The organism is Ectobacillus panaciterrae DSM 19096 (assembly GCF_000430785.1).
GTDB classification, from domain to species: Bacteria; Bacillota; Bacilli; order Bacillales; family Bacillaceae_G; genus Ectobacillus; species Ectobacillus panaciterrae.
On sequence record NZ_AUMR01000028.1, the window covers coordinates 17,442 to 35,500 of the forward strand.

18 protein-coding genes and 1 other annotated feature are annotated in these 18,059 nt (G+C 41.8%); of the genes, 12 read left to right on the forward strand and 6 right to left on the reverse strand.

All coding sequences use genetic code 11. The features are described from left to right. Positions 1-249: 249 nt before the first annotated feature. The 6 genes from H540_RS0107745 to H540_RS0107770 all read left to right on the forward strand — a co-directional run bounded on the left by H540_RS0107745 (position 250) and on the right by H540_RS0107770 (position 5,581). Positions 250-1,362, forward strand: coding sequence for a toxic anion resistance protein (locus H540_RS0107745; protein WP_034670560.1), 1,113 nt, complete (start codon positions 250-252; stop codon positions 1,360-1,362). A gap of 39 nt (positions 1,363-1,401) precedes the next feature. Next, positions 1,402-2,235 (forward strand): DUF3974 domain-containing protein, encoded by an 834-nt coding sequence (locus H540_RS0107750; protein ID WP_028400147.1) that lies wholly within the window; start codon positions 1,402-1,404, stop codon positions 2,233-2,235. 288 nt (positions 2,236-2,523) lie between these two features. Next, positions 2,524-3,078 carry a helix-turn-helix domain-containing protein gene (locus tag H540_RS0107755; RefSeq protein ID WP_245592192.1) on the forward strand — a complete coding sequence of 185 codons (555 nt, stop codon included), beginning with the start codon at positions 2,524-2,526 and terminating at the stop codon, positions 3,076-3,078. After that, the gene (locus H540_RS0107760; protein ID WP_028400149.1) at positions 3,078-4,043 is read left to right on the forward strand and encodes an alpha/beta hydrolase; all 966 of its coding nucleotides are present in this window, start codon (positions 3,078-3,080) and stop codon (positions 4,041-4,043) included. Before H540_RS0107755 ends, H540_RS0107760 begins: the two co-directional genes overlap by 1 nt. After that, on the forward strand, positions 4,040-4,846 hold the full coding sequence (locus tag H540_RS29205) for a YhfC family intramembrane metalloprotease (RefSeq protein ID WP_051317025.1): 807 nt from the start codon (positions 4,040-4,042) through the stop codon (positions 4,844-4,846). The genes H540_RS0107760 and H540_RS29205 overlap by 4 nt, the downstream gene beginning before the upstream one ends. Before the next feature lie 513 nt (positions 4,847-5,359). After that, positions 5,360-5,581, forward strand: a complete 222-nt coding sequence (locus H540_RS0107770) for a spore germination protein (RefSeq protein WP_028400150.1) — start codon at positions 5,360-5,362, stop codon at positions 5,579-5,581. Between the two features lie 297 nt (positions 5,582-5,878). Here the strand turns inward: H540_RS0107770 and brnQ are convergent, their stop codons facing one another. Beyond that, complete coding sequence (brnQ, locus tag H540_RS0107775; RefSeq protein WP_028400151.1) at positions 5,879-7,201, reverse strand: branched-chain amino acid transport system II carrier protein; 1,323 nt, start codon at positions 7,199-7,201, stop codon at positions 5,879-5,881. A gap of 49 nt (positions 7,202-7,250) precedes the next feature. Next, positions 7,251-7,494, reverse strand: a binding site (T-box leader). A gap of 194 nt (positions 7,495-7,688) precedes the next feature. Here brnQ and H540_RS0107780 point away from each other — a divergent pair. Together H540_RS0107780 and H540_RS0107785 are read left to right on the forward strand one after the other, a co-directional pair. After that, the gene (locus tag H540_RS0107780; protein WP_028400152.1) at positions 7,689-8,114 is read left to right on the forward strand and encodes a MerR family transcriptional regulator; all 426 of its coding nucleotides are present in this window, start codon (positions 7,689-7,691) and stop codon (positions 8,112-8,114) included. A 13-nt stretch (positions 8,115-8,127) separates the two neighbouring features. Then, entirely contained in the window at positions 8,128-9,291 is a 1,164-nt protein-coding gene (locus H540_RS0107785) for an MFS transporter (protein ID WP_028400153.1), read from the forward strand. Positions 9,292-9,566: 275 nt separating this feature from the next. Here the strand turns inward: H540_RS0107785 and H540_RS0107790 are convergent, their stop codons facing one another. Together H540_RS0107790 and gpmA are read right to left on the reverse strand one after the other, a co-directional pair. Then, positions 9,567-10,952: a glycosyltransferase family 4 protein gene (locus tag H540_RS0107790; protein WP_028400154.1), complete on the reverse strand. Its 1,386-nt coding sequence runs from the start codon at positions 10,950-10,952 to the stop codon at positions 9,567-9,569. Positions 10,953-11,178: 226 nt separating this feature from the next. After that, positions 11,179-11,970, reverse strand: a complete 792-nt coding sequence (gene gpmA, locus H540_RS29210) for a 2,3-diphosphoglycerate-dependent phosphoglycerate mutase (protein WP_051317026.1) — start codon at positions 11,968-11,970, stop codon at positions 11,179-11,181. A 188-nt stretch (positions 11,971-12,158) separates the two neighbouring features. Here gpmA and purU point away from each other — a divergent pair, with 188 nt between their 5' ends. Next, the gene (purU, locus tag H540_RS0107800; protein WP_028400155.1) at positions 12,159-13,058 is read left to right on the forward strand and encodes a formyltetrahydrofolate deformylase; all 900 of its coding nucleotides are present in this window, start codon (positions 12,159-12,161) and stop codon (positions 13,056-13,058) included. 130 nt (positions 13,059-13,188) lie between these two features. Further along, on the forward strand, positions 13,189-13,362 hold the full coding sequence (locus H540_RS31925) for an SDR family NAD(P)-dependent oxidoreductase (RefSeq protein WP_081415058.1): 174 nt from the start codon (positions 13,189-13,191) through the stop codon (positions 13,360-13,362). A gap of 131 nt (positions 13,363-13,493) precedes the next feature. On the opposite strand, the gene H540_RS0107810 is transcribed toward H540_RS31925, so the two are convergent. Continuing rightward, entirely contained in the window at positions 13,494-14,366 is an 873-nt protein-coding gene (locus H540_RS0107810) for an SDR family oxidoreductase (protein ID WP_028400156.1), read from the reverse strand. 253 nt (positions 14,367-14,619) lie between these two features. Here H540_RS0107810 and H540_RS0107815 point away from each other — a divergent pair, with 253 nt between their 5' ends. Then, positions 14,620-14,970 carry a winged helix-turn-helix transcriptional regulator gene (locus tag H540_RS0107815; RefSeq protein WP_028400157.1) on the forward strand — a complete coding sequence of 117 codons (351 nt, stop codon included), beginning with the start codon at positions 14,620-14,622 and terminating at the stop codon, positions 14,968-14,970. Positions 14,971-15,281: 311 nt separating this feature from the next. Here the strand turns inward: H540_RS0107815 and H540_RS0107820 are convergent, their stop codons facing one another. Both H540_RS0107820 and H540_RS0107825 read right to left on the reverse strand, forming a co-directional pair. Further along, positions 15,282-16,448, reverse strand: coding sequence for an ABC transporter permease (locus H540_RS0107820; protein ID WP_028400158.1), 1,167 nt, complete (start codon positions 16,446-16,448; stop codon positions 15,282-15,284). Then, complete coding sequence (locus H540_RS0107825) at positions 16,448-17,188, reverse strand: ATP-binding cassette domain-containing protein (protein ID WP_028400159.1); 741 nt, start codon at positions 17,186-17,188, stop codon at positions 16,448-16,450. The genes H540_RS0107820 and H540_RS0107825 overlap by 1 nt, the downstream gene beginning before the upstream one ends. Before the next feature lie 162 nt (positions 17,189-17,350). Between H540_RS0107825 and H540_RS0107830 the strand changes: the two genes are divergently transcribed. Next, on the forward strand, positions 17,351-18,052 hold the full coding sequence (locus H540_RS0107830) for a LytR/AlgR family response regulator transcription factor (RefSeq protein ID WP_028400160.1): 702 nt from the start codon (positions 17,351-17,353) through the stop codon (positions 18,050-18,052). The last annotated feature ends 7 nt before the right edge of the window (positions 18,053-18,059 follow it).

Here is an 18,059-nt window from a genome sequence, read left to right on the forward strand (position 1 = left end):
GAATAAAAAAACGTCTTTTTATAGTGGGGAGAGATCATCCGGCGACGTGCAGAAGCGGTCAAACCTTTGTAGTGGTTCATGCAAGGGTAAACTAGAGAGAAGAAGCATACAATATTCCCTTTAGATACAGTTTGTAACAGCAGGTAAGATAGATGAAGGAAGCGAAATAGGACTAAAGACCTATTTCTATCGTAAAACATAGTATATATCGTATTTTTGGTCTAGAATGTAGTTAGAGGAGGGATTATCTTGGAAAACTTACAGAATAAAGAACTTCTGTCTCCATCACCACAGGAGCATGTGGAACCAGTGGTAGATGTAATTATTAAAGAAGAAGAGCTTACTCGATTAAATAAAGAAGCAGACTCATATGTACAAAAGCTAAATACCGAACAAAATGCTGACATTTCAAACGTACTCAGCCAGCTTGCAGCGCTCGGCGATAAAGAGCAGCGTGAAGCAGGCGAGACACTGACTGCCTTGAAGCAGCCTGTTACTGCTATGATGAATGGCAAAAACGATGATATCCCGAACACCTTGCTGGATTTGCGCAAGGTTGTCTCTCAGCTAGATCCTAACTCCATCAACGCATCCGGCCTTAAGCGGGTTGTCTATAAAGTATTTCGCAAAAATCCAATGGAAACATATATGCATAAGTATCAATCTATTGACAAGCAAATTGAAGTTATCATCAAGTCGCTGTTAGTAGGGCGCGACAATCTGCAGGAAGACAGCGTCGGTTTACAAATGCTGAAAGAGCAGTCGCTGCAGAAGATTCAAAACTTAGACAAACAAGTATACCTTGGTAGAAAGCTGGCGGACATGCTGGAGATTGAACGGCAAAAGCTAGATCGCCAAAAGGATGTTCCGCTGATTAACGATGCGCTGGAGAAAATTCTCGTGCGCACGCGCAATATGCAGCAAGCGAAAAGCATTTTATTGCAGTCTATCGCTTCTGTAGACATCATCAAGAAAAATAATGAAAAACTGGTAGAATCGATTCGCAATGCGATTACGATGACGCAAAATGTTGTTACAGTATCCGCTTCTATCCAGCTTGCGCTCAACAATCAAAAGAAGAGCATCGATGCGGTAAACGCAACGAACGAAGCAATCGAAACGATGATTCTCAGCAACTCCCGCGCCTTGAAGCAAAATACAGAAGAAACAACGCGTCTGCTTGAAAATCCGGCAATCGGAATGGATAAGCTGCGCGAATCGTTCCAAAATGTATTTGCTGCCATCAAAGCGTCAGAGGAATCGACGGAACGCATCATTCAATCAAGTAAAACGTTCGTGAAGGAATTGGATACGTTTAATGATGAAATGAAGAAAAAGCTGATTTCGTATACAACGAAGTAAAGCTCCTTTTGAAAATACTGTTTTAGAGGAGGTTATGAAATGAGTTTTCTTTCTATCCTGTTGACAGTTCTCGGTATTCTTTTGCTTCTTGGACTCGGAACGATGACAGGGCTGTTTTTTGTGGGACGCAAACTTTACTTATCTTGGCGCAAGCCGTATAAAAGAGCCATCGATTCCTTAAGCCGCATGTCTCATACGTCTGTGCCGTTTTTGCAGGAATTCACGTACCATCCTCTCTTTCGCCAGTGGCTGCGCGTAAACGGCAAGCAGGATTTGCAGGCTTTAACGGTACTATTTTGTGCAACGGATAGCAGCACAAAAGGATATATCTTATCATCGCTGCCACAGCACGAGCAGAAGAAGCTGCATATGAAAATTAAGCAAAAAAAGAGCTTTACGGCAGAAGATGTAGAAAAAGCTGTTTCCAAAGTACGGGGCTATATGGAAAATGAGTATCAACACCCAACGAAGAAGCTCGATCTTTCGTTTTATACACTATATTTCCACGAAGATTATGCAGAAGCGCTCAAGTACATCCAAAGCTATAAAAAATCAGTGAACCCGATACTGCAGGAGACAATTGATGATATTGCAACCGCAGTTCTTCACAGCATTCCGTACTATCGCTCCCGCCGTATGTATGAGCAGCAGCATAAATTTGAAATGTTCCTGACAAAAGACTTGCCGGATATGCTGGGGCTTATTTCGCAGCTGCCGCCCCCGCAGCGGCAGGAAAAAGAGAAGGAGCTGGCGGTATTTTTAAAGCAGTTTCAGCAGGAGTTTGAAGAAGCGGAAAACAGTATGTATTTGTCGGTTGAAAATGCGCTGCAGGTGAAAATGCGTGCAGCGAAGGAGAAGTTTTATAAAAATTAAGCTGAGTTCCCGTTTCATGACGGGAATTTTTTTTATAGTAAGAAAGTATAAAATTCCGCGCTTTTTCCATTCCTACCTTTTGTTCGCAGTATACAACATAAGTCTATGCGCGTAGTAAAAAGACACAGGGGGGAGCAGCTTAAAGGGTTTGCTCGTTACTATACGTTGCAGACGCTCTACGCCCATTTAAAAAATAATGGTTTTCATTGGAAATGTATTGACATTTTTTCTCAAAATGAATATTATCATTATTAATAATGGTAATATTATTAAAAATAAAAAAGTAAGGTGACTATTTTGGAAGCAAAAGCAAAATTAATTTTACATCCAGTTCGTATGCGTATTGTACAAACGCTTGTAGGAGATCGAAGACTTACTGTGCAAGAGATGGGAGAACGATTGCCCGATGTTCCGCAAGCAACGCTGTATCGCAATTTAAATAAGCTCGTACAAGGAAGTGTAATTGAAGTTGTCTCACAACACCAAGTACGCGGCACAATTGAAAAAGTGTATGCACTTGTTAAGGGAGAAGCAGGTCTATCAGCAGAGGAATTTCAGAAAAGCACGAAAGAAGAAAAAATGAGCGTATTTATGCAGTTTGTCGGTACTTTAATTAATGGATTTGGAAGCTACTTGAATCAGGATCATATTGATTTAGTTAAAGATGGCGTAACGTTCCGTCAAGTAGAGCTTTATCTGAGTGATGAAGAGTTTATGGAGTTTCTGCAATCCGTCAGCGCAGCTTATAGAAAAGCAATGCAGTATGAACCGGCTGAAGAAAGAAGAAAACGAACCGTTTCAACCATTATTATTCCTGAGGCGAAAAAGGGAGAGGATCACTGATGAGTACGAAAGTGAGAGAAGAAGCAGTAAGCATTACGGGGGAATATAAGTTAGCTGGTACCCTAACCATTCCCGCTGATACGAAAGATGAGCAATGTCCGGCAGTTTTAATTATTCCCGGCACAGGGGAAAGTGACAGGGACGGGAATAAAGGCGGATTAGATATGAATTTGTACAGGGATATTGCGCATGTTCTGACCGAACAAGGATTTGTTACTCTTCGTTTTGATAAGCGCGGGACGCATCAAAGCGAAGGTGACAAATATAAGCGTGGACTTTGGGATATGGTAGATGACGGTGTGACGTGCCTGCAATTTTTAAAACAGCATCCAAATGTTGATGCTGCGAAAACGGTTATCTTAGGGCATAGCGAAGGTACGATTATCGGTCCGGCTGTTCATGTAAAAGAACCGGCTGCCGGGTTGATTTTACTGAACGGCGGTGCGATGTCTTTAAAAGATATCGTGGCTTGGCAGCGGGAGAACGCATTGCGGATTTTGGAAGAACAAAAAGGCCTTAAGGGATGGCTGGTCCGTACGCTTCGAGTTGGAGAAAAAGCAAGAAAGAAGAATGAAGCATTCGACCAAAAGCTGATGAATTCCAGCGCGGCTGTTATGAAGATAATGGGGAAAAAGCTGCCTGCAAAATGGATGCGAGAACATTTTCTCTATGACGTGTCTGCAGATTTAGTACATGTAACATGTCCAACGCTCGTAATCACCGGCTCGAAGGATGTGCAGGCTCCGATAGAGAGTGTCAATAGAGTTGCAGAATTAGTAAAAGGAGATACAGAGACTCATATTATTGAAAATATGACGCATATCTTGAAGCAGTGGGAAGGTGAAATTGACGGCTTAAATCCATTGAAGGTATATCGTCAGCAACTGTCGCAGCCGCTTGATGAGGCGTTTTTGCGTGTAATGGAAAATTGGTTGGAACAACATGTTAAGGGGGAAACAGCATGATAAGTCAATCGGCTATAATAGGGCTTATTACCCAATGTGTGATTTCAGTTCTTATTCCCGTCGCAGCTTATGTTTATTTGAAGAAAAAGTATCATAGTTCCTTTCGTCCCGTTCTTGTGGGCAGCATCATCTTTATCGGATTTTCACTAATTCTAGAAGGAAGTATGAATGCCTACTTGCTTACCATTAATAAAACAACATCGGAAATTACAAAGCATCCATATTGGTTTACGCTGTACGGCGCACTGGCGGCAGGGGTTTTTGAGGAGATAGGGAGGTTTGTCGGGTTTACGATCTTGCTGAAGAAATACCGGGAACGAAAAGATGGTCTTGCGTACGGGCTTGGCCATGGCGGAATTGAAGCCATTATAATCGGTGGTATTTCTGGTATTCAAAATATCGTTTATATAAATTTAGTAAATTCAGGTCAGTTTGAAGCATTGTTAGGCACAAAAGTACCTGCTGAAGCTTTGGCACAGTTGAAAGCTAGCTTATTAGAGATAACTTTTACAGGGGGCTTGCTTGGGGGAGCGGAGCGCATTGCCGCATTTTTCATCCAAGTCGCATTCTCGCTGCTTGTTCTATACGCAGTAAGAGCGAAAAAGTTTCAATATGTACTGCTGGCTATTTTTCTTCATACATTTGTAGATTATATAGCGCTTTTGCATAAGACAATGGGACTAAATTTAATAATTGTGGAAGGATTTATAGCCTTCGCAGGAATTTGCGCATTCTTATTCATCAAAAAAAGCCGGGCGTTATCAGGATATAAAGAAGAATCTTCCGCCGGCATTACGTATTAGTCACCAGATCTCCGGCAGTAAAAGCGGTCAAATCTTTGTAGTGGTTCATGCAAGGGTAAACCAGAGAGAAGAAGCACACAATACTCCCTTTTGGTTGCACATAGCACATGGACATGTCGAGATTATCATTCACTCATATATAGGAAGTAAAGAGTATAAAGAACATGTTGATAAAAGAACGAGATACCGCCCTTATTTCGCCAGTGAAAAATGATGTTTTAGAACCAATTACCATATACTAAAAAGAGGTATCACTAACATTTTACAGATTTTGTACGTTAAGGTTGTAACCTTCGGTATATAAAGAGTCTTTAGCACAAGTATCGGAAACGGACGTTTATGGTTCTTGGACTATTAATTGTCCAGCAGCCCTAAAAGTGCTTGTATTTTGATTACAAAACTCATCAAAGTACTATTAAAGAAAAGAGATACCGTTTTTGGTGATGCTTCGCGTATAAAATTCACGTTTTGTTAGCGGAACCTCAAAAAAATATTAGGAAAGTAGGTGAGACAATGCCTTCAGTTGTTCATAAAGTTGTAATAAACAGAATTAGAATTGTTGGTTCTTTTAACATAGGAGATACTTATAGCGTAACACCGAGAGGAAATACGAAAGACCATCATGGATCTGGGTCAGGAAATGTCGGACTTTCTATAAAAACATTTAATGGTGTTAATACAACAAATGTAGTAGATACTGACAAAGCTGATCAAAACTCAACATTTAATCTATGAGTATTTTTTTAACTATACGTGGCGTCTGGCAACGGTAACCGTTTTGGCCTGCCTACCAGCGAGAGGAATCTCTCGCTGGAGGGGAGTTTATAGATTCTTAGATGCATTGACTACCGATAAGGCATGTTATGTAAACTTTACGCGAATACGATATACAATGAAATTTGAACAAAACATCCATAAAAATAACCTGAACCTCATAGAGAATGAAGTTCAGGTTATTTTCTTTATATAGATTCCTTCTTTTGCATTTCCGCAGAAGCTTTCAGGAAGTTTTAAAAAAAGTCGAAATAATTTTTAAGAAGCTTTTTGCTCGTAAGCTGCCGGAAGCGCTTTACGGTTGAATTTATCCCAAACAAATCCCAACAAAGTCCCGACCAAAGCAGGCACAACCCAGCCGAGCCCGAATGAGGAAAGCGGTAGCATATCCATCAAGTCCTGAAGCTGTTTCGATTGGAGCCCGAATGCTTTCAAACCGTCATACAAAGCAACCAATCCCGTTAACAGCATGGCGCTTCCGTATACCTTTTGCGCTTTTGTAAAGAAGGAAAGTGTTATTAAGACAATGGTTAATGGATAAGCCATTACAAGGAACGGCACGGATACAGTGATAATTTCATTCAATCCTAGATTTGCGAGGGCGAAGCTTACAATCGTTACCGCAGTTACGAAAAATTTATAGCTGAATTTGGAAGAAAGCTGTGCAAAGAACTGTCCGCATGCTGTTGTTAAACCTACGCAAGTCGTAAAGCAAGCAAGTGTAAAAATAACGCCCAACAATAGTTTTCCGCCGTAACCTAAAAAAGAATTTGCAGCTGCTGACAAAATTGCTGTACCATTTTCAAATGTACCTTGCGAAGCCATTTTTGCGCCAACTAAACCGATTGTCACATATACGAAGGCCAATGCCAATCCAGCTACGAATCCAGCTTTCAGTGTGGACTGCATTAATTGCCGGTTATCCCTCACGCCTCTTTGACGGAAAGTATTCAGAATGACAATGCCAAATGCGAGAGCGGCAAGAGCATCCATTGTAGAATATCCTTCAATGAACCCTTTAAAAAATGCGCCGGATTGATAGTTTTCCGCCGGTGCCTGCAAAGGAGCGTCCAAATGAATAAAAGCTGTTACGCATAAAACAACAATTGCCAGAAGTAAAGCCGGTGTAATCCAGCGTCCCATATAATCAACCAGCTTAGATGGGTTTAGGCTCACCGCATAAACAAGACTGAAAAACACAAAACTAAACAATAATAAGAGTACAGAATTATTTAAGGAACTGCCGCCCACAAAAGACTTCAACCCCATTTCATACGCGACGTTCGCATTACGCGGGATCGCGAGGAACGGTCCGATTGATAAATATACAATTACAGTAAACACAGAACCGAAAAGCGGATGTACACGACTTCCTAACGCTTGTGCCCCGCCCTTTACAAGAGACATCGCTGCTAAAACGACAAACGGTAAACCTACACCTGTCACGATAAAACCGCTGATTGCCAACCAAAATGAGGTTCCAGCTTCCATGCCGAGAAACGGCGGGAAAATCAAGTTACCGGCTCCAAAAAACATTGAAAATAGCATAAGTCCGATAAATACAGTCTCTTTCTTCTTCATAAAAACGTCTCCTTTCAAATTTGAAAAATAAAAAAAGCCCGTCCCTATGGTTAGGGACGAGCTGACTCGCGATACCACCCTACTTCCGCAGCAAAAAGCGCACTGCGGCTCTCGATCAACGTACAATCATACGTGTTCCATGGTAACGGCGGACAATCCGGCAAAGCTTACTAGGAGTTCAGCTTTGCATCTCAGAGATGATTTTCACACAAGTCTCGCACATCAACTCTCACCAAACGTTGATTCTCTGTAGAACAAAATTCTTGGGCTACTCTTCTCGTCATAGATTTTCTTCACTTAAGCATGAAAATAAGATTAGCAGGGAAAATATTATCAGTCAATATTTTTTGTCAATTTAAATAGTTAAAAATTTTTAATTTTACAATACAAGTCTATTTATCGGTTTAGCAGAATGAACTAACATTAACGTCAACGTAAACTTTATGATATAATCTTATTTAGGATAAAAATTATGGAGATGATAATCATGAAGTGGCTGAAAATCGATGATATTGCGAAGGAAACAGGCTTGACGAAACGTACCATACGCTATTACGAGCAAATTGAGCTGCTGGCCCCTCCGGAACGAAGCGAGGGAGGAGTAAGGCTGTATACAACTCAGGATGTCGAACGTCTAAAAAAAATCATGAACGCAAGAGATGTATTAGGATTTTCCCTTCAGGAATTGAAGGAATATCTCACAGTAGCGGAAACAGTTGAACTGCATCGCAAAGAATATAAAAATTCCTTGGAAGAGTCAAAGCGGACAGAGGAACTAAAAGAAATTGCGGCAGGCTTGGAAGATCAAATACAAATGATTCAAGAAAAGCTTGAGAAAATGGAGAAGTTCAAGCATGAGATGGAAGATTTACATGGGAAAGTACAGACCCTGCTTAAAATGAATAAAGAATAGGAAGTGTTACCAGATGGAAATAACCAAATCGCACGTACGAGCTCGCTATATCACAGTATTTGCGACATTTTTAGCCTTTATGGGAATTGGGGTAGTAGATCCAATTTTGCCGGTTATCGCTGAACAAATCGGCGCTTCCCATTGGCAGGTGGAAATGCTGTTTACCGCTTATATTTTTACAATGGCTTTTATGATGATTCCGGCAGGGCTTTTCGCAAGCCGTTTTGGAGACAAACGTACGATGGTAATTGGTTTAGGAATTGTAACGATTTTTTCTTTTTTGTGCGGTATCTCTGATACGATTCCGGCGCTTTCCTTTTTCCGCGCGGGCTGGGGCTTTGGGAATGCCATGTTCTTTGCTACTGCGATGACGCTGCTTATCGCTTTAACAGCGCAAGTACATGAAGCTGTGGGCATGTATGAAGCAGCAATCGGGCTTGGCATGGCATGCGGTCCGTTAGTCGGGGGATTGCTCGGCGGCCAATCTTGGCGCTATCCATTCTTTGGCACAAGCATCTTAATCTTCATTGCTTTTCTTCTTGTTACGTTTTTTGTATTTGAACCTAACAAAGGCACGAAGCGAAAAGCGGCGGGATTCAGTGAGATTCGCGCCATTTTCTCTTTCCCTCCATTCGTCAAAGCGGCATTCTCGGGCATGCTGTATTACTATGGTTTCTTTGTGGTGCTGGCGTATGCGCCGCTTATCATTAAGCTGTCACCAATTCAGCTCGGGTTTGTCTTTTTCGGCTGGGGCTTATGTTTAGCTTTCGGATCAGCCATTTTATCTCACGCCCTTGAAAAACGATATACACCGAAGCAGCTTCTTCCTTTCAGCCTGCTTATGTTCGTATTGTTCCTGGCTTTATTGTTTGTAGTCGATAGTCTTATCTTGCAGATTACGTTTGTCGTTTTGTCAGGATTGGTATCCGGTCTGAACAACGCACTCTATACGAGCTATGTCATGGATGTTTCACCTTATGAAAGAAGTGTAACATCCGGTGCGTATAACTTCCTTCGCTGGTTAGGAGCAGCGGTGGCGCCTGTTTTATCCGGTGTGATCGGCCAGACTGTTTCTGCTAAAGCGCCATTCGGGATTGCGAGCATTATCGTCTTGCTGGCTGTCGGGTTAATGCTCTTACCGGTAAAGGCAAGTAAGACTGTACAGGCAAAACCATGATATGCAAAACGGCTGCCTCTTGAGGGCAGCCGTTTTACTATTATGTGTTCTTTCATCTCCAAAAGAAGAGGTCGATAATGCTAGAAGCAGCAGAAGATTGTTTGTGATAAAATTTCGAGTATCCGTTTGCAGTAGACTACAAGAAATTGGTTATAGATTTTAGAGCGATAAAATCTTGTGGGCTTGCCCCGAAGGCGAGTTGGTCTTTTTTGAATTTTTTCCTTACAACTGTATTCAGTGATTTTTTAGAAAGACATGGATCATGAATAAGTTACTTATAGTACCGGTACAAGCACCCCATCTTCAACAGCTTGCGTCAGCTCGTGCTCTGTAAGAGTTGTATCCTCTGCTGTGAAAGGCTCAGCCTGTTGTCCTATTAAAAAATTATATAACTTATCTTTTTCTAAATACTTGTAGTAATAATCGTGATAAATCCCCTTCTCGGATACGTAACACCAAGGCGCAAGTTTATATTGGTGCTTTTGTTTATCTGTGGAACAGCTTAAATTGCCTTCGTAACGAACGCGGGATGTAATGAGCTGTTCATAACCAGACAGGTTCGCTTCATAATTGTAAGTTTCATCTAAGAACCGATGAACTTTTTCGATATTAACAGGTGTTTGCAATAATGAAAGCACCGCTTGCACGGCTGCTTCTGTATCATCATAATCAATCTTTTCCACGTGATAACCCTCTGGCACAATCGAGCGCTGCGCTCCCACGTTGGAGACGATAGCCGGCGTACCGCATGCTATGGATTCAATTTGCACATAGCCGAATGCCTCGATGAAATTACCGATGCAAAGCGTGACGTCTGCGGCGGAGTAAATCTCCGGCATTTCATGTCCAGGCAGCCAAGGATAATATACGATAGAGTCGCGTATACCGAATTCTTCTGCGGTTTCGAGCATTTGATCATAAAAGACTTCCGTGTTTTTGGATATGTTAACGTCAAAATGCTTGGGCATTAACAGCTTAATTGGCTGCGTAACGTGTGATTTCAATCGTTTTATGACCTCAAACGTCTGCAGGATGCCTTTACTTAGATCTGGGCGGTGCGGGAAGAGCACGACCAGATCATCTTCCGAGACGCCGAGACGCTCCCGCCAATCGTTTTCCGTCGGCTTATAAACCGTCAAGTCAATACCGTTTTTGACGACTGTTAAAACATCATCTATAGCAGGCAGAACACGGCCCACAGTGTGCTTTACGCACTCATACATATAATTGCAAGAAACGATAAAGCGGTCGCGGTTTGTGTGGAAGGCGGAAATCATGGCTTCCGGATACACAAAATTCTTCAAGGAAGCTACGGTCGGAATGCCGGCATGAAGATAACCGTAATCCATCTGTGCATCATGTATGTAAAAAACATCGTGTTCCTTTGTATGCTTTCGGATGATTTCATACGAAAGCGCCAAGTGGAACGGATGCGTGTCATATGGAATAGGGAAAGTTTCTTTAAAGCGCAAAATAGGCAGTACGATAACGCCTTCGCAAAGCTCGAAAGGCTCAGCGTTATCGCTTCGTTTATTTGTCAAAACAGTCACTCCGTGTCCCTGTTTCGCAAAATAAAAAAGAAGCTCACGTAAATGACGCTGCGAACCGCCCATAGATACGTCCTTCATAATGGTTGCCATGGAGAACACAAGAATTTTCATAGAATGTTTTTCGCTCCTGTCCGTTTCATCAAAGTAGCTTCAGTATAGCAAGCCGGTCATATATGATACAAATACGGTGTTTTGGAGGAAATAAAAAAGAGCCTTTCTTAGCATAAGAAAAGCTCTTTTTTATAAGCTTCTTTATTTAACGAAAGAATTCAGGCGTTCGCGCATTCCTCTTCACTAAAAAAGCCGGTTTTTTTATTCACTTGTATATAGAAGAGCCCTATTCTTCCTGCGAGTTAATATGGGGAGCGGCAACCTCTGCTTCATCCAGCAATTCAGGCGAGATATGCTTTGGAATTACTCCTTCCGGAACCTTTCCCTCTAAGCTGAGATAGTAATGCCGGATTGGTTTGAGATTATCGTCGAGCTCGTACACAAGCGGAATGCTTGTGGGTATATTCAGCGAAGCGATTCCGTCTGCAGAAACTTGATCGAGGTAGTGAACAATGGCTCTCAGTGTATTGCCGTGAGCTGAGATAATGACTCTTTGCCCCGCTTTAAGGGCTGGTGCAATCGCTTCATTCCAGTATGTCAAGACACGTTTTTCCGTATCCTCAAGACTTTCGGTAAGAGGGAACTCCCCTTTTTGTAAAGACGTGTATCTTGGATCGGAAATTACATATCTTGGGTCGCTTTCAGTCAGTGCGGGCGGGCGGACGCTCATGGAGCGCCGCCATATTTGCACCTGCTCTTCGCCGTACTTTTTCGCGGTTTCCGCTTTGTTTAATCCTTGCAGCGCACCGTAGTGCCGTTCGTTCAGCCTCCATGACTTATGGACGGGAACCCATACTAAGTCCATTTCATGAAGAATGATCCAAATGGTGCGAATCGCTCTTTTCAAAACAGAGGAGAAAGCTACGTCAAACATGTAGCCATTTTTCCGCAGGATAATGCCGGCCTCTCTTGCTTCAGTGAGTCCGGTTTCCGATAAGTCCACATCGGTCCATCCGGTAAAGCGGTTTTCTACATTCCAAAGACTTTGTCCATGACGGATGAGTACAAGTTTAATCATAAGAATCCCCTTTCAGCACAGAAAATCATTCATGGTCTTATTGTGTATAAAATGGCAGCTTCTAATGCTGTTAGGTCGAAAAAGTGAGCATAACATTTTTGAAATAAAAATGTTAAATATGTAAAATATATTTTCGTATGAATGAAATTCAAGTATAATTTCTAGATAAAATGGAAGAAGGTCATAACATGCACACGCGTATACAAGAACATATGAAAGCATTTCAAAAACAGAATAAAAATAGAGGCCGGCTGCTGATTCACTGTGCGGATCAGCCGGGCATTGTAGCTGCTGTCTCTGAATTTTTGTTTGGTTACGGCGCCAATATCATGGAATCCAGCCAATATTCCACAAATCCGGAGAGAGGTACGTTTTTCATCCGTATTGAGTTCGAATGTTCCGAACTGCAGGAAAAGGAGCAAGAGATGAAGGCGCAATTCAGAGGGATTGCAGAGAAATTTGAGATGAGATGGAAGTTTGTCTATGTACATGAAGTGAAGCGGACTGCTATTTTTGTTTCAAAAGAGCCGCATTGCTTGCTGGAACTGCTTTGGGAATGGCAGAGCGGCGATTTAATGACAGATATCGCTTTAGTCATCAGCAATCATGAGGACGCCCGCGAGATTACCGAGGCTTTGCGTATTCCGTTTTATCACGTCCCGGCATCCAAGGAAAATCGTGCAGAGGCAGAAGCGAAACATAAGGAGCTTTTACAGGAATATGATATCGATCTTATTGTGCTGGCGCGCTATATGCAGATTTTGACGCCGGATTTTGTTGCTTCCTATCCGAACCGTATCATTAACATTCATCATTCCTTTCTGCCTGCATTTGTCGGCGCAAGACCTTATGAACGCGCTTATGAACGGGGCGTGAAGCTAATCGGCGCCACTTCTCATTATGTAACGAACGATTTAGATGAAGGGCCGATTATTGAGCAGGATATTAAGCGTGTAAATCATCGGGATAACGTAGAGGACTTGAAGAAAATCGGACGCTCGATAGAACGGAGTGTGCTGGCGCGAGCGGTAAAATGGCACCTCGAAGACCGCATTATTGTCCATGGCAATAAGACAATCGTATTCTAAGCTCGTTCTCATACAAAAGTAGCATGTTCGTCTCCCGCTATTTACGTAAGGACTCTCCCCCTACCCGCCGATGCCGCATCCCCTTTCTTTTTCTACAATGTAAGTAGAAGAACTGAAAGGGGATAACGTGATGAACAAACAGGTTGTGATAATTACAGGTGCATCAAAGGGATTAGGGAGAGCGCTTGCTTTGGCATTCGCCAAGCAAGGAGCACGTTTGGCAATTTGTGCAAGAGGAGAGGAACAGCTTCGAACTGTAGAACAAGAGCTGCAGGATACCGGTGTTCGTAATTTGGTTGTTTAAAGCTTGAAAATCTGATAACTGTCCTTCATACTCAACCCACCCTTATTGATTCTAATTAGTGCTGGATAGTTTTTACATGTAAAAACCGACCTCTGTTGCATTCAGAAAGGTCGGTTTTTAATTAAGTTCAATTATTTTGTGTGAGGGATTCCATTAACGACTTGAGTCAGCGCCTCGTTGATTGGCGTAACTGGACGACCGAGAAGTTTTTCGAAATCATTGCTCTCGATTTCCAAAGCTCCCTCCCGAATGCCTTTTTGGATTTCTACAAGGAAAGGAATAATGAATTCTGGTACGCCTGCACCTTTCATGATGTCGGTATAAGTAGCATCATCGACTTGTTGCACAGGTACCTCTTTACCTAATACAGTACCAAGAGCAGATGCAAGTTCTTCTTGAGTCATGAGCTTACCAGAAAGCTCGTAGACCGTATTCTCATGTCCATTCCCAGCCAGTACAGCTGCCGCAGCCTCTGCATAATCTTGTTGGAGTGCCCAACCTACCTTGCCAGAACCTGCTGATGTCACCCAAGGGGATCCTGCCAGGACACCTTGAATGCTTGAGATTTCGTTCTCCAAGTACCAGTTATTGCGTAAGAAGGAATAAGGAATGCCTGTTTTCAAGATCGCTTCTTCCGTAGCAACGTGTGGTGGGGCAAGGAACATTGTGCTTTCACTTGCATTCCCTAAGCTTGTATAAGCAATGAATTTAACTCCAGCACGCTCTGCCGCAGCTACCGCATCGGTATGTTGACGAATTCTCGTTTCATTGTCTCCATCCGCAGAAATAAGTAATAAGCGGTCGATACCTGCAAAAGCAGAATCCAATGTTTCTGGACGATCAAAATCTCCTTGGCGAACCTCCACTCCACGAGCTCGTAATCCTTCCGCTTTCTCCGGATTGCGAACACTTACCGCTAATTGACTCGCTGGTACAGTTTTCAGTAGTGTCTCTACAACTTTCGTTCCCAATTTTCCTGTTGCACCTGTTATTAGCATTTTCATTGTCTTTTCCTCCAATATATGTTTTGTCGTAATGATTGTTGTTATAACAGTTTGTTACGGCAGTGTAACCTAGTCCATTACCTCTAAACGTAATAATTACTTATTGTGTGCTCATCTGTTTATATAAAGATTTTACTTGTTGAGTTATCAAGTATAGGTATATAGTATATCCATAGTCAAAATAATAAAAGTAGGCATTTTTTTATGACATAGTCACAAAAATAGTACCATTATGATAGAGAGGGAAAACACGATGGCTCGCTTTAATATTCAAGGGGAAACCCCTCCTAAAGGACAGGAAGAAGTATGTCCTGTAACATATACTCAAAATTTAACCGCAGGAAGATGGAAAATCATTATTCTATGGCATCTAAGTAAGCAGACACGAAGATTTAACGAACTTCAAAGGTTGTTACCTGGTATTTCAAAAGGAATATTGACACGACAGCTGAGGGAACTGGAACAAGACGAAATGGTTCACAGAGAGGTATATAAAGAAGTTCCTCCTAAAGTAGAATACTCGCTAACACCAAAAGGGATAAGCTTTATCCCTATACTGGAAATTATGGGAGAGTGGGGTAAAAAACACATGAAGAGTAAATAAAAAAGGGGATAAAGTGTATGCTATGCTTCAAATTACGTTAGATAATCGCCTATAAAAGTAAGTATTTTCTGGCCAACTAATGTTTCCAAGTACGGTCAACTTATGGGGAAAGTGACAGAATGGTGTGTAAAGGTAAGTGGGGGAGGTTCATGTGATTGCTTTTTTACATTGCCCAATTTCATCACAAATACTGCGTGCACCTGCAGCCTTTGGAGGCTGCAGGTGCACTTTTTTGATAAAGCATACATGTTCTGTTATAGATTCTAGACCGAAAAAACCGAGTAAGCTTGACCCGAGGGGCAGTCAGTCTATCATGATTTCCCAAGCACCCACTTGCTTTTTTGGAACATAGCATAGGCAATAAAGAAGCATACGGCCATTAGCGCAAGGGAGCTTCCTGCTACGTATAGTATATTTATAGGCTCATAAATCCCATACATGAGCTGTTTGATTAAAGCAAAAATGTTCATGAAAGGAATGAGAAAGTGCTTCGCTTGCAGCTCATTAGGCGAAAGTCCAATCAGCAGGAAATACGGAATCATGACTATCGACATTATAGGTGCAGTGTAATTTTGAGCTTCCTTCATCGTATTTGCCAGCAGGCTTAAAATCATTAATACTGTTGCGGTTAACAGTGCAAAGGTAATGATACCGATGCCCAGGCTGGATACGAAAGAGAATAAATTCTCATTGATGTTCAGCGCTTTAGACAACTTATCCGTAAACAATGTAACGACCGTTACGAATGTAAGGAGAGAGAAAATTCCGCCGATGATACCTAGAGTTGAAATAGCCAGCCATTTTCCCAGGATAATATGAAGTCGGTTCACAGGAGTCATAATGAGAGCTTCCATTGTTTTGCGTTCTTTTTCGCCGGCAAACAAATCGTTTGCGACAGATAATTGCCCCATAAGGATACCTAAAACTAGAATAAGCTGAGAAAAGATTGTAATCATATACAATGACATATCGTCTTTTTCACTTATACTTTCTAAGGATAGTTTAAAAGGGGCAATTACTTTAGGATTCGTTCCGTTGGCAGCCAAGCGTTCCTGAACGATCTGCTGTTTTTTCATTTCAAGCTGCTTCATGATTTTATCCGCTGCGGTGCTTCCCTTTTGACTGGATGAATCTGCGTATACAGTAATAGCAGGAAATTGATTGTGCTCCAGCTGACTTGCGAACGAGGAATTTACCTCAAGGGCTGCTTGTGCGTTTCCAGCCTTCACGACAGCTATCGGATCGTCAGCCAGCTCAATTTCTATATCCTTGATTTCCTTCACCCAGTCCAGAACTTGCTGGCTCGTATCTTCTTTTACTATCACTTTATACGTTTCCTTTTTCTCCGCTAAAAACACCTGATCCATAAACAGTACAACAGCGATATTGAATAACACTGGAATCATAACGCTCAGTACAAGCGTCTTTCGGTCACGAAGCGCATCAATCATCTCTTTTATATATACATGCCATGTCATTAACGATTCCCCCTTACGAGCCGAGACATAAAGATATAGTTTAAATCTGTGCTTTCTTCTTCCTTATACAGCTGCTCAATGTGCCCTTCAAATACCATTTGTCCTTTATGAATCATAATAATGGACTCGCAAAGCTGCTTCACTTCCTCCATGATATGGCTGGAGAAAATAATGGTCTTTCCCTCTTTTTTCAGCTGGTGGATTAATTCCCGGAACATGTTCGCGGATGTAATATCCAGTCCCGTTGTCGGTTCATCGAGAAGAATGACATCAGGATCGTGAATGAGCGTTCTGGCGATGGTCACCTTTTGCCGCATCCCTTTTGAAAAACCGCCGACTTTCCGGTCCAGAAATTCCTTCATTCCAAAGCGTGCCGCAAGGTAATCAATGCGGTTCTTCGTTTCATGGCTGCCTAGGCCATACAACTTGGCGAAGTAAGCAAGGTTTTCCCGTGCGGTTAACCGATCATATAGACCGGTTTCGCTGCCGAATAATACGCCAATGCTTCGCTTGATTTTCATCGGTTCTTTATGAATATCAATGCCATTTATGAAAATTTGACCATCCGTCGGTTCCAGCATGGTGGAAATCATGCGAAGAAGCGTTGTTTTTCCGGCACCGTTTTCTCCTAATAACCCTACAACTTCGCCTTTACTGATCGTAAAAGAAAGATCTTTTACTGCGTCAATAACTGTTTTTTTCTCTTTGAAGCTTCTGGAAACATTCGTCACTTCAATCATCGTGCAGTCTCCTTTTCGTTTTGGTTATAGCTTTATATTAGAAGAAAAAGCGGTTCTTGACTGCCATTCTGTCGTGAAACTGCCTTATTATGTCGCGAACATATCCATTACTTGGATTAATATGGTAAAGTAGTAGATAAATAGGGTGCGGAGTGAAGATGGATGCTAAAGGTTGGATTAGTGGATGATTCGAAATATGATTTGGAAAAGCTGTTCGTAACCTTATCCAAGGAGGAAGATATTCAGATTGTCTTTATGACCGATGATGCAGAGGAAGCATATGAACATATAAAAAAAGATGAAATAGATTTGCTTGTTACTGATATTGAAATGCCAAAGCTGTCAGGTTATGAGCTGGCTGATTTCATCACCAGTTATGCTCTTGACATACAAGTCATTTTCGTTACGGGCTTCAGCGGCTATGCGGTGCATGCTTTTGAGTTGAACGTGCTGGATTACATTATGAAACCTTACTCCAAGGATAGATTACTGAAGGGAATTGCACGTCTGCAGAAAAAAAAGCAGGAGGTGCAGGACTCTAATAAGCTTGTCTTGAGAACAAAAACCGATATTTATTTTATTGATAAGAAAGATATTGTTTTCATCGAAAGAACAGGCCGCTCTACAACGATCGCAACAAAGGATAGCGACTATATGGTTTATACTACACTGAATGAGCTAGAGGAGGAGCTTTCTAAGCGGAGTTTCATCCGGTCGCATCGAAGCTTTATTATTAACATCCATTTTGTGAAAAACTTCTCCCTGTATACGAAGAATTCGTATGTAGTGAGTTTTCACGGAACAGATCGGAAAGCTGTTATTACAAAGATAAATCTCGATGCATTGCAAAAGAATTATTTTTAACATAGGA

Bases quoted from the DNA above. Each gene is read 5' to 3' on its own strand.
- H540_RS0107750 (WP_028400147.1), top strand. From the start codon at position 1,402: ATGAGTTTTCTTTCTATCCTGTTGACAGTTCTCGGTATTCTTTTGCTT.
- H540_RS0107760 (WP_028400149.1), top strand. From the start codon at position 3,078: ATGAGTACGAAAGTGAGAGAAGAAGCAGTAAGCATTACGGGGGAATAT.
- H540_RS29205 (WP_051317025.1), top strand. From the start codon at position 4,040: ATGATAAGTCAATCGGCTATAATAGGGCTTATTACCCAATGTGTGATT.
- H540_RS0107770 (WP_028400150.1), top strand. From the start codon at position 5,360: ATGCCTTCAGTTGTTCATAAAGTTGTAATAAACAGAATTAGAATTGTT.
- brnQ (WP_028400151.1), bottom strand. From the start codon at position 7,201: ATGAAGAAGAAAGAGACTGTATTTATCGGACTTATGCTATTTTCAATG.
- H540_RS0107780 (WP_028400152.1), top strand. From the start codon at position 7,689: ATGAAGTGGCTGAAAATCGATGATATTGCGAAGGAAACAGGCTTGACG.
- H540_RS0107785 (WP_028400153.1), top strand. From the start codon at position 8,128: ATGGAAATAACCAAATCGCACGTACGAGCTCGCTATATCACAGTATTT.
- H540_RS0107790 (WP_028400154.1), bottom strand. From the start codon at position 10,952: ATGAAAATTCTTGTGTTCTCCATGGCAACCATTATGAAGGACGTATCT.
- gpmA (WP_051317026.1), bottom strand. From the start codon at position 11,970: ATGATTAAACTTGTACTCATCCGTCATGGACAAAGTCTTTGGAATGTA.
- purU (WP_028400155.1), top strand. From the start codon at position 12,159: ATGCACACGCGTATACAAGAACATATGAAAGCATTTCAAAAACAGAAT.
- H540_RS31925 (WP_081415058.1), top strand. From the start codon at position 13,189: ATGAACAAACAGGTTGTGATAATTACAGGTGCATCAAAGGGATTAGGG.
- H540_RS0107810 (WP_028400156.1), bottom strand. From the start codon at position 14,366: ATGAAAATGCTAATAACAGGTGCAACAGGAAAATTGGGAACGAAAGTT.
- H540_RS0107815 (WP_028400157.1), top strand. From the start codon at position 14,620: ATGGCTCGCTTTAATATTCAAGGGGAAACCCCTCCTAAAGGACAGGAA.
- H540_RS0107820 (WP_028400158.1), bottom strand. From the start codon at position 16,448: ATGACATGGCATGTATATATAAAAGAGATGATTGATGCGCTTCGTGAC.
- H540_RS0107825 (WP_028400159.1), bottom strand. From the start codon at position 17,188: ATGATTGAAGTGACGAATGTTTCCAGAAGCTTCAAAGAGAAAAAAACA.
- H540_RS0107830 (WP_028400160.1), top strand. From the start codon at position 17,351: ATGCTAAAGGTTGGATTAGTGGATGATTCGAAATATGATTTGGAAAAG.